This window comes from Streptomyces sp. CRN 30, assembly GCF_034105845.1.
In genome coordinates this window covers 18,914-30,663 of the sequence record NZ_JAVRHI010000077.1, presented here as the reverse complement: position 1 = coordinate 30,663, position 11,750 = coordinate 18,914, and the positions used below count along the sequence as shown (strand labels likewise).

At 75.8% G+C, this 11,750-nt stretch carries 5 protein-coding genes; 1 reads left to right on the top strand and 4 read right to left on the bottom strand.

Annotated features, from left to right (window positions below; genetic code table 11):
* Positions 1–1,276 (top strand): beta-ketoacyl reductase (locus tag UW392_RS07505; RefSeq protein WP_320774088.1); only part of this gene is annotated, 1,276 nt, incomplete at its 5' end.
* A gap of 456 nt (positions 1,277–1,732) precedes the next feature.
* Here UW392_RS07505 and UW392_RS07500 read toward each other — a convergent pair.
* From UW392_RS07500 to pabB, 4 genes are all read right to left on the bottom strand, one after another.
* Positions 1,733–2,581, bottom strand: a complete 849-nt coding sequence (locus UW392_RS07500) for an ABC transporter permease (protein WP_320774087.1) — start codon at positions 2,579–2,581, stop codon at positions 1,733–1,735.
* 52 nt (positions 2,582–2,633) lie between these two features.
* A complete protein-coding gene (locus UW392_RS07495; RefSeq protein ID WP_320774086.1) occupies positions 2,634–3,644 on the bottom strand; it encodes an ATP-binding cassette domain-containing protein in 1,011 nt (336 codons plus the stop codon).
* A 286-nt stretch (positions 3,645–3,930) separates the two neighbouring features.
* Complete coding sequence (locus tag UW392_RS07490; protein ID WP_320774085.1) at positions 3,931–9,429, bottom strand: polyketide synthase; 5,499 nt, start codon at positions 9,427–9,429, stop codon at positions 3,931–3,933.
* Positions 9,430–9,582: 153 nt separating this feature from the next.
* Positions 9,583–11,748: an aminodeoxychorismate synthase component I gene (pabB, locus tag UW392_RS07485; protein WP_320774084.1), complete on the bottom strand. Its 2,166-nt coding sequence runs from the start codon at positions 11,746–11,748 to the stop codon at positions 9,583–9,585.
* Positions 11,749–11,750: the final 2 nt, after the last annotated feature.

Below are 11,750 nucleotides of genomic sequence, written 5' to 3'. Positions count from 1 at the left end.
CGCCGAGCACGGCGTCCGCGGCCTGCTGCTGGTCCGCCGGCGCGGACCGGCCGCCGAGGGGGCCGCGGAACTCGCCGCCGAACTGGAGGCCGCGGGCGCCGAGGTCACCGTCGCCGCCTGCGACGTCGCCGACCGCGGGGCCGTCGACGAGCTCCTGGCGGGCGTCCCGGCCGGCCGTCCGCTGCGCGCCGTGATCCACGCGGCGGGCATCCTGGACGACGGGGTCGTCTCCTCGCTCACCCCGGAGCGCCTGGCCGCCGTACTGCGGCCCAAGGCGGACGCGGCCTGGCACCTGCACGAGGCGACGGCGGGATTCGAGCTCGACGCGTTCGTGCTCTTCTCCTCGGTGGCCGGCACGCTCGGCAGCGCCGGGCAGGCCAACTACGCGGCGGGCAACGCCTTCCTCGACGCGCTGGCCCGGCACCGCCGGGAGCGCGGACTGCCCGCGGTGTCGCTGGCCTGGGGTCCGTGGACCCGGGGCAGCGGCATGACAGGGGAGCTGTCCGAGGCGGACATCGCCCGGATGACCCGGGCGGGCATGCCGCCGATGACGCCCGAAGAGGGGCTGGCCCTGTTCGACGCGGTCACCGGCGACGCGGAGTGCGCACCGGCCGTCGCGCCGGTCCGGCTGGACCTGGGCGCCCTGCGCAAGCAGGGCGAGGTGCCGCCGCTGTTCCGGTCGCTGATCCGCACCCCGGCCCGCCGGGCTGCCTCCGCCCAGGGCGCCGCGGCGGCCGCCGACCTCACGCAGCGGCTCACCGGGCTCACGCCCGCCGAGGGGGAGGAGGTCCTGCTGGACCTGGTGCGCGGTCAGATCGCCGTCGTCCTGGGCCACGGCGGCCTGGCCGACGTCGAACCGACCCGCGCCTTCCAGGACCTGGGCTTCGACTCGCTGACCTCGGTCGAACTGCGCAACCGGCTCGGCGCCCTCACCGGCGTCCGGCTGCCGGCCACCCTGCTGTTCGACTACCCGACGCCCGCGGAGCTCGTCGCCCACCTGTACACCCTGGTCGCCCCGGCCCCGGCCGACGGCCCCGGGGCGGTGCTGGCCGAACTGGACAAGCTGGAGAAGAGCCTGTCCGGGGTCGCGGTGGACGCCGAGCTGTTCGAGCAGGTGGCCGGACGGCTGGAGGTGCTCCGCAGCAAGTGGCAGGAACAGCGGGCCGCCTCCGCCGCCGCCGGGGCCGGAAAGACGGAGGAGGAGTCCTTCGACTTCGACTCCGCCTCGGACGAGGACATGTTCGACATGCTCGACAACGAACTCGGCCTCTCCTGACCCGACCCCGCCCCCGACCCTGCCCCCACCCCCGATGACCGATTCCGGTCACACAGGAGCCCGGTGCCCACGGCACCGGGCTCCTTCGTCCGCCGGGCCCCCAGACGCCGGCCCCGCGGGCATCGCTGAATCAACTAGGCATCGATGTACGGCAGTTGCCGCACGCCCGCGCCGGTCACGCACGGCACCGGAAAAGGGCACGGCGCATGCACCGCGCGGCTGCACACCCCACGTCCACGCGGTGATTCCCCTGCGCGCCCCCACAAAGCCGGGCATCCGGATGGCCGGAAACAGACAGAACCGGGCACCGCACGCCCCCGGCAACGCCCGGGAGCGCCCGGGGACGCGCTCGATCCCGGCATGAGGCATGAGGCATGACGAAGGCCCGTGGACGCAAGGGGTGGGCGTCCACGGGCCTCGGTCCCCGCACGTCCGGGGGGAGTGTCCGTGCGGGGGTCAGAGGGGCCGGCGGAAGCCGCGCAGGGCGGCGACCATGCCGACCACGGCGATCACCGTGCTGATCACCAGGGACGGGATCGCGTGGTCCAGGCCGGGCACGTCCAGCGCGAGCGCGCGGGTCGCGTCGATGGCGTACGTCAGCGGGTTGACGCTCGCGACCGCGGCCAGCCAGCCGGGCAGGTCGGCGACGGGCACGTACGCGCTGGAGGCGAACATCAGCGGGAAGATGACGATCAGGGCGAGGTTCTGGAGCGGCTCGGCCCGGCGCAGCCACGCACCGGCCGCGATGAACGCCCAGCCCAGCGAGAAGCTGATGAAGATCGTCAGCCCGGCGGAGAGCACCAGTTCGGCCGCACCGCCGTTGGGCGAGTAACCCAGGACGGTGATCGCCAGCACCATGATGATGATCACCTGCACGGTGGCACGCACCAGTCCGACCAGGCTGCGCGCGGCCAGCAGCGCCCCCGGGTGCACCGGGAGCGAGCGCAGCCGGGCGACCATGCCGTTCTTCTGGTCCTCCACGAGGCCCACGCCGGACTGCATGGCCGACTGGGCGGCGTTGTCCACCAGAATGGCCGGCAGTACGTAGTCGAGGTAGCTGACGCCCTCGGGGAAGTTCGGCGGCATGCCCATCTTGCTGAACACCTGGGTCAGCACGAACAGGATGACCACCGGCTGGATCAGGCCGAACAGGACGATGCCCGGGTCGGTCACCATCGCCCGCAGCGAGCGGCCGGTCAGCACCCGTATCTGGGTCAGGAGCGAGCTCCCCCCGAACGCGGGCGCCGCGCCGGCCGCGACCTTGGTCAGGGCCGGCCGCGGCGCCGGGGTGAGCTGGGTGGTCACGGGTTCCTCCACGGGGGACGACGGTCGGTCGGGGGTGCGGGTACGAGGGGCGTCATGCCCGGGTCCGGGACGCGGACTGCCCGGCGAGGGCCAGGTAGACGTCGTCCAGGGTGGGTTCGCCGAAGGTTAGTTCGGTGGCCTCCACGCCCGCCTGGTCCAGGGTGCGGATGACGTCGGCGATCTCCCGGGTGGCGTCGATCGGGACGACGACGGTCCGGGGCTGCTCCACGTCGTTGACCGGGGCGAAGCCCGCGCCGCGCAGCGCCGCCTCCGCCGTGGCGCGGTCCTCGCCGCCCTCCAGCGTCAGGGTGATCGTGCGGCGGCCGACGGTCGCCTTCAGCTCCTCGGCGGTCCCGGCGGCGACGACGCGGCCCGCGGACAGCACCGCGATCGAGTCGGCAAGCCGGTCGGCCTCCTCCAGGTACTGCGTGGTGAGCAGCACCGTGGCGCCCTGCTCGACCAGGTCCTCGACGATTCCCCAGAGGTTGAGGCGGCTGGACGGGTCGAGGCCGGTGGTCGGCTCGTCGAGGAAGATCACCTCGGGGCTGCCGACCAGCGACACCGCGAGGTCGAGACGGCGGCGCAGGCCGCCCGAGTAGCCGCTCGCACGGCGGTCGGCGACGCCGGTGAGCTCGAACAGCTCCAGCAGCTCGTCCGCGCGCGCCCGGGCGGCCCGGCGGCCCGCGCCCAGCAGCCGGGCGATCAGCACGATGTTGTCCCGGCCGCTCAGCTGCCCGTCCACGGAGGCGTACTGGCCGGTGAGCCCGATGCGGCGGCGGATCTCGACGGGTTCGCGGGTCACGTCGTACCCGGCGACGCGGGCCTGGCCCGAGGTGAGCGGCAGGGCCGTGGTGAGGATGTTGACCAGGGTGGTCTTCCCGGCGCCGTTGTGGCCGAGGAGCCCGAGGACGGTGCCCCGGGGTGCTTGGACGCTGACCGAGTCCAGGGCGTGGACGGTGCCGAAGGACTTGGTGACGCCGTCCGCCTCGATCACCAGGTCGCCGGAACCGGCGCCCCGGACCGGGCCCGGCTGGGCGATGGGAGGCATGACGAGCCCGCTCATGAGAGGTACTCCCGCTCGTGGGTCTGCGGAGGATGGACAGTCGGCCGGTGACCGGCCGGAGGAAGGAACCGGAGGAAGGAACCGGGAGAAGGAAGGGGGCCGGGCACCGTACGGCTGCGGACCGGACGACGACCGGCCGCTACCCGGCACACCGGGGTACGGCGGGCGCGGGCCGCCCGGATCACCCGGGCGGCCCGCGGCGCGCGAACGGGCACCGACACAGGGACAGCCGCCGACACCGGCACCGACGGCGGCGCGCCGTGCGGTGCCCGGTGACGGCGCGTGCTCACCACGTGGCGCCGTCGGCGCCGTCCATGAGACGGAACAGGTCCTCGTCGGAGGCGGAGTCGAGGTCGAGCGGGCCCCCGGCGGAGTGCGCGGCGGTGTCCCGGGACGCGGTCAGGCGACCGGCCAGGGCGCGCAGCCGGGTTCCGGTGTCCGAGTCGACCGGGGTGCCCGAGACGAGTAGCTCCTCCAGCTCGTCGACCAGGGAGGTGACGTCGTGCCGGCGGGGCGTCGCGGAGTGCCGGAGCGCGTCGCACACGAGACGGGCCACGGCGGTGGGCGTGGGGTGGTCGAAGACCAGCGTCGGAGGCAGCCGTACGCCAGTGGCGGAGGTCAGCCGGTTGCGCAGCTCCACGGCGGTGACGGAGGTGACGCCGAGTTCGGTGAAGGCATGGTCGGCGCCGACGCCGCCGGGCAGCTCCCCGACGACCGCGACGAGTTCCGTCCGTACCAGGTCCCGGACCAGGTTCTCCGCCTCCGTCTCCGACAGCCCCGCCAGCCGTTCGGCCAGCTCCGTACCCGCACCGTCGGCGCGGCCGTCGGCGGGACCGGCCGACGGCAGCCGCAGCCCCGCGGGCACCGCCGCCGCGGGCACCGACGCCAGCCAGTAGGCCTCGTGCTGGAAGGCGTACGTCGGCAGGGTCACCGCGCGGGCTCCGGGCAGCGCCGCCGTCCAGTCCACCGGCAGGCCCAGCGCGTGCAGGCGTACGGCCGCGGTGAGCGCCGCGCGTGCCTCGTCCTCGCCACCGCGCAGTACCGGCTCGACGGCGGGGCCGGTGCCCGGCTCCCGTTCGCCGAGGCACTCCTCGACCATTGGGGTGAGCGCGGCCTCCGGGCCCAGCTCGACGTAGACGGCCGTGCCCGCGCCGGCCAGCCGGCCGACCGCGTCCGCGAAGCGCACCGCGGCGCGGGCGTGCCGCACCCAGTGGTCCGGGTCGCGGGCCTCCTCGGCGGTGAGCGGCTCCCCGGTGACCCCGGAGACCAGCGGCAGCGCGGGCGGCGCGAAGGACAGCCCGGCGACCGTCTCGCGGAACCCGGCGAGCATCGGGTCGAGCAGCGGCGAGTGGAAGGCGTGGCTGACCACCAGCTGCCGGGTCTTGTGGCCGGCGTCGGTGAGCCGGGCGGTCAGCTCGGCCAGCGGTCCCTCGGCGCCGGACAGGACCACGGAGCGGGGGCCGTTGACCGCGGCGACGGCGACCTCCCCCTCCCGGCCCGCCAGCAGGGGCAGTACCTCCGCCTCCGCGCAGCGCACCGCGACCATGGCGCCGCCCGGCGGCAGCGCCTGCATCAGCCGGCCGCGCGCGGCGACCAGCGTGCAGGCGTCGGGCAGCGACAGCACGCCCGCCACGTGGGCGGCGGCGATCTCGCCCACCGAGTGTCCGACCAGCCGGGCGGGGACGACGCCCCAGGACTCCAGCAGCCGGTACAGGGCGACCTCGAAGGCGAACAGCGCGGGCTGGGCGTACCCGGTGCCGTCCAGCAGCATGGCCTGCTCGCTCTCCGGGGCGGCCCACATGACCTCGATCAGCGGCCGGTCCAGGAGCGGGTCGAGGTGGGCGCACACCTCGCGCAGCGCGGCGTCGAACACCGGGAAGGCGGTGGCCAGTCCGCGGCCCATGCCGACGCGCTGGCTGCCCTGCCCGGTGAAGACGAACGCCGGCTCGAGCGGACCGCCGGCGGGACCGCGCCCGGCGGCGCCGGCGGACTCGCCGCGGGCGAACGACTCGGCGGCCCCGCGCAGCGCGTCCCGGTCGCCGCCGGTCAGCACGGCGGTGCGGGAGTGCAGGGTGCGGGTGGTGAGCAGGGAGTACGCGATGTCGCGGGCGGACACCTCCGGATAGGCGGCGGCGTACCCGGCGAGGCGGCGGGCCTGGCCGCGCAGGGCGGCGGCGTCCTTCGCGGACACCAGCCAGGGCACGACGGTGCCGGACTCCTCGGCGGTGTCCGACCCACCGGCGGTGCCCGACCCACCGGCGGTGCCCGACTCCCCGGCGGTGTCCGACTCCCCGGCGGTGCCGGACTCCCCGGCGGTGCCCGACTCCCCGGCGCAGGCCGACTCGGTGGCCGTGGCCGGAGCCTCCTCCAGCACCAGGTGGGCGTTGGTGCCGCTGATGCCGAAGGACGAGACGCCGGCGCGGCGCGGCCTGCCCTCCTCGCGGGGCCAGTCGCGGGCCTGTGACAGCAGCCGTACCGTCCCCGCCGACCAGTCCACCTGCGAGGTGGGGGTGTCCGCGTGCAGGGTGCGCGGCAGCAGGCCGTGCCGCAGGGCCAGCACCATCTTGATCACGGCGGCGGCGCCGGCGGCGGCCTGGGTGTGGCCCAGGTTGGACTTGACGGAGCCCAGCCACAGCGGCCGCCCCTCCGGCCGGTCGCGCCCGTAGGTGTCCAGCAGGGCCTCCGCCTCGATGGGGTCGCCCAGGGCGGTCCCGGTGCCGTGCGCCTCGACGGCGTCCACGTCGGCGGCGCGCACCCCGGCGTCGGCCAGCGCCTGCCGGACCACCCGGCGCTGCGCGGGCCCGTTGGGGGCGGTCAGGCCGTTGGAGGCGCCGTCCTGGTTGACGGCGGAGCCGCGGATGACGGCGAGGACGGGGTGGCCGTGGCGACGGGCGTCGGACAGCCGCTCCAGGAGCAGCAGTCCCGCGCCCTCGGCCCAGGCGGCGCCGTCGGCACCCTCCCCGAAGGACCGGCAGCGCCCGGTGGGGGAGAGGCCGCGCAGCCGGGAGAAGCCGACGAAGGGCGCCGGGGTGGACATCACGGCCACCCCGCCAGCCAGCGCCAGTTCCGACTCCCCGGAGCGCAGCGACCGGCACGCCAGGTGCAGGGCGACCAGGGAGGAGGAGCAGGCGGTGTCCACGGTGAGCGCCGGGCCGTTGAGCCCCAGGGCGTAGGCGATGCGGCCGGACAGCGCGCCGCCCGCGGTGCCCACCGGCAGCAGGCCCTCCAGCTCACCGGTCGGGTCCGTGGCGCCCGCCGCGTAGTCGTGGTACATCGCGCCGGCGAACACGCCGGTACGGCTGCCGCGCAGCGCGGTGGGGTCGATGCGGGCGCGCTCCACGGTCTCCCAGGCGGTCTCAAGGAGCAGCCGCTGCTGCGGGTCGGTGGCGAGGGCCTCCCGCGCGGACATCCCGAAGAACCCGGCGTCGAAATGGGCGGCGTCCCGCAGGAAGCCGCCCTCGCGGGCCACGGAGGTGCCGGGGATGTCGGCACGATCGGGGTCTTCGCGGTCCTCGCGGTCCTCGCGGTCCTCGGGATCGTCGCGACCCTTGGCGAAGAGGGCGTCCAGGTCCCAGCCGCGGTCCTCCGGGAAGCCGGACACGGCGTCGGTGCCGTCGCGCAGCAGCTGCCACAGGGCCTCGGGGGAGGCGGCACCACCGGGCAGCCGGCAGGCCATGGAGACGATGGCCACGGGTTCGTCGGCACCGGAGGCCGTCGTGGCCGTCGTCGAGGCCGCCGGCTCCTCGGCGTCGCTCTCGTTCAGCCCGGCCAGTTCACGCGCCAGGGCGTTAGGGGTGGGGAAGTCGAAGGCGAGCCCGGCGGGCAGCCGCAGCCCGGTGGCCTCGGCGAGCGCGTTGCGCAGCCGCACGGAGGCGACCGAGTCCAGGCCGTGGGCGCGGAAGGTGGTGTCCGGGCCGATCGGCTCCCGGCGCACCCCACCGTCATCGCCGCCCCCGCCGTCCCTTCCTGCCCCGCCGTCCTCGCCGTTCCTGCCGGGGACGGCGGCCAGCACCTCGGCGACCGCGGTGACCACCAGCTCCAGCGCGGCGGCCGGACCGGGGCGCGGGACTCCGGCCGGGACCTGTGCCGGGGTGTCGGCGTCCTCGGCCAGGAGCTGTTCCAACGCCCGGCGGTTGATCTTCCCGGCGGGGGTGCGGGGCAGCTCGTCGAGGACGACCAGCTCCAGCGGGATCTTGAACTCGGCGATGCCGTGGCCGCGCAGGTGGGCGGTGACCTCGTCGAGGGTGACCGTGCCGCGCGGCCGTCCGTCGGCCCCGCCCTCCCCGCCCTCACCGTCCCCGGGACGGGCGGTGACCGCCAGCACCGGGTACTCGCCCAGGCGCGGGTCCGGCTTGGCGACGACGGCGAGCGGGCCGACGCCGGGCAGCTCCGCCAGCAGTGCCTGGATCTCGACCGCGTTGAACTTGCGGCCACCCACGTTGATCAGCTCGGCGGACCGGCCGTGGAAGACGACGAGGCCGTCCGTGCCGATGGAGGCCAGGTCGCCGGTGCGCAGCCAGCCGTCCGGCGTGATCACCGACCGGGTCAGTTCCGGCTCCCCGTAGTAGCCGCGGAACATGCTGGGGCTGCGGTAGTACAGCTCGCCCGGTTCGCCGGGCGGGCAGATGCGGCCGTCCTCGTCGAGGACGCGCAGCTCGGCGTCGCGGGTGGGCCGGCCCACGCTGCGGGAGACCACCTCCGGGGGGTCGGCGGCCAGGCTGCTGGTGCCGTTGTTGGCCTCCGACATGCCCCACACCACCACCAGCGTGGTGTCCAGGACGGTGCGCACGTCGCGCACCAGCGCCGGCGGCAGGGCGGCCCCCGCGGTCAGGACCCGCTCGGGCGCGAAGCCGGGCCCGTCCGTCGCCCCGTCCGTCGGCGCCCCGTCCGTCGCCCCGTTCGCGCCCCGGAGCCGGGTGACGACGTCGTGCAGCTGCGCGGGTACCGCGACCACCGCGGTCGGCCCGGCACCCCGGGCCAGCTCCAGGAACCGGTCGACGTCCCACTTGGCCAGCAGCACCTGCCGTCCGGCCCGGAACAGCGCCGCGTACGAGGACTGGAGCCCGAAGCAGTGCGTCAGCGGGCAGGCGGTCAGCAGGGTTCCGCCGAAGGCGCCGGCGGAGTCCTCCGTCGCGGCCCGGGCGTTGGTGAGCAGGCCGTCGTGGGAGTGCAGGCAGATCTTGGGCCGCGCCGAGGTGGTGCCCGAGGACGGCAGCAGCAGGAACGGCGACTCGGGCCGCACCTCGACGGGGTGCGGCCGCTGCCCGTGCCACTCCTCCAGCAGCCCGGTCACGGTCCGTGTGCCGGGTGCGGCCTCCCGGCCGGTGACCAGGACGGCGCGCAGCGAGGGCAGGGCGGCCCGCAGCACCGCCCCGGCCAGCGGGCCGTCCTGGGTGCGCGGCGGCAGTGCGACGACCGCCGGTTCCACCCGCTCCAGCAGGGCGCGGACGTCCGGGCCCGCGTTGCCCTGGTGCACGGGCAGGGTGACCGCCCCGATCGAGGCGGCCGCCAGGTGCAGCGTCAGGTACTCCCAGCAGTTGGGCAGGTGCAGGGCCACCACGTCGCCGGGGCCGGCCCCGGCCTCCTGGAGGCCGCGCGCCAGCGCGTCCACCTCGGCCCGCCAGGCGGTCCAGGTGCGGGTGCGCTCCCCGTCGACGAGGGCGACGGCGTCACCCCCGCGGCGGACGGCCTCGGCGAACACCCGCGGCAGGGTCAGCCCGTCCAGGCCCCGGCCCGTCGCGGCGGGTGGATCGGTCATGTAGTCGTGTGCGTGGACGGGCACCATCACTCCCGGGATGTCGGGCGTCGCCGCCGTGGGGATACGGTTCTCAGGCTGTTGCCGCGCGGCCCGGGTTTTCCCTAGAGATCGCGCGGCCCGGGTTTTGACCGGGGAGGGCGTGCGACCGGTCCCGTACGGGCGGTGCGGCCCCCGGGGCGGTCACCGTGCCAGGGCCATCTCCCCGGCGGCGGCCGGGTCGTCGCCCCCGGCGGCGGCCGGATCCTCCCGGGGCGCCTCGCGGCCGGGGAACGCGGTGCCGAGCAGCCGCAGCAGCGGCGTCGCCTTGACGGCCGTCTCCTCGTACTCGGCGCCCGGGTCGGAGAGCGCGATGACGGCGCCGCCGACGCCGTAGCGCAGCCGTCCGCCGCTGAGGACGACCGTACGGATGACGATGGACAGGTCGACCGCGCCGGTCAGCGAGAAGTAGCCGATGGCGCCCGAGTAGACGCCGCGCGGCCCGCCCTCCAGACGGTCGATGATCTGCATCGTACGGATCTTCGGGGCGCCGGTCATCGACCCGCCGGGGAAGGCGGCGCGCACCGCGGCCACCGGGCTGCTGTCCGGCCGCAGCCGCGCCCGTACCGTGCTGACCAGCTGGTGCACGGTGGCGTACGTCTCCACCTGGAACACCGGATCGGCTACGACCGAGCCGACCTCGGCGCACCGGCCCAGGTCGTGCCGGACCAGGTCGACGATCATCAGGTTCTCGGCGCGGTCCTTCTCGGAGCCCGCCAGGTCCGCGACGAGCGCGTCGTCCTCCGCGGCGGTGGCGCCGCGCGGCCGGGTGCCCTTGATGGGCTTGGACTCCATGACGCCGTGCCGGTCGATGCGCAGGAACCGCTCCGGGGAGGTGCTGAGCACCGCCATCGGGCCGAAGTGCAGGAACGCGGCGAACGGCGCGGCGCTCAGCCGGCGCAGCGACCGGTAGGCGGTCCACGGGTCGAGGTCGGTGTCGGCCTCCGCCATGTTGGTCAGGCACACCTCGTACGTCTCGCCGGCGGCTATCTCCTGCTGGCAGGCGTCGATCAGCTTGAGGTAGGCGTCCCGGTCGTGGCGGAGTTCCACGGGGCCGGTGTACCCCGCCGGCGACTCGGCGCACGGCTCCGGCTCCCGCCCGGTGATGCCCTCCAGGGCGGAGGCGGCGGCGGCGAGCCAGGCGCGCGCGGCGGACTCGTCACCGTCCTCGGCCAGCGCCAGCAGGTGGCCGGTGCCGGTGCGGTGGTCCACGACCAGCGCCCGGTCGGCGAAGACGGTCACGGCGTCGGGGTCGGGGGAGCGGTGCGCGGCGTCGCCGTCGCACTCGGCCTTGAGTTCGTAGCTGAGGCAGCCCACCCAGCCGAGGGCGAACTCGAAGGGCAGCTCGGGCACGTCGGTGCGCAGCCCCGCCAGGTCCTCCTCCAGCCAGGCGAGGAACGGGCTCTCGACGGTGGTGGTGGCGCCGCCCGCGGTGACCGTGACGGTGCCGGCGTGCACGTCGGCCTTGGCGATCCGGGCGAGCGGGCCGGAGGCGTCACCCATGACGGAGAGCTGTCCGAGCCGGCCGCCGGGACGGCTGCTGTCCAGCCAGAACGGGTGCTCGCCGGTGCGGAAGAGCGTGTCGAAGGCGACCTCGGTGTCCCAGCGGGCGGGCAGCTCCTCGGCGAGCACCCGCAGCCGCCGCACCGCGCGGCCGGTCCCCTCGGCCGCCGCGGGAGCGGGCGTACGGGCGGGCGCGGGCGCGCCGGGGGCGGTGGAGCGCGGGGCGCGGCCGTGCCGCTCGGTCAGGCGGCGGAAGTTGTCAAGGAGCCGGTGGCCCTCCTGCGTGCCGATCGACTCGGGGTGGAACTGCACGCCCCACAGCGGCAGCGTGCGGTGGCGCAGCGCCATCAGCACCCCGTCCGTGGACCAGGCGGTGGCCTCCAGCTCCGGGGGCAGGTCGGTCACGGCCAGCGAGTGGTAGCGCACCACCTCCAGCGGGTCGGGCAGGCCCTCGAACAGGCCGGTGCCGTCGTGCCGGACGGCCGAGGGCCGGCCGTGGCGCGGCTCGGGGGCGCGGCCGACCCGGGCCCCGTGGGCGAGCGCCATGCCCTGGTGGCCCAGGCACACGCCGAGCACCGGCAGCCGGCCCTCCTCGGCGATGCCGGCGCACAGCCCGAAGTCGGCGGGGCGGTGCGGGGTGCCCGGCCCGGGGGAGAGCACCACGTTGTCGAAGGAGTCGAGCAGTCCGGGGCGCCAGGCCGGGTCGTCGTTGCGGATGACCTCCGGCTCCCGCCCGTTGACCCGGGACAGGTAGTGGAACAGGTTGTAGGTGAACGAGTCGTAGTTGTCGACGAGCAGTGTGCGCATGG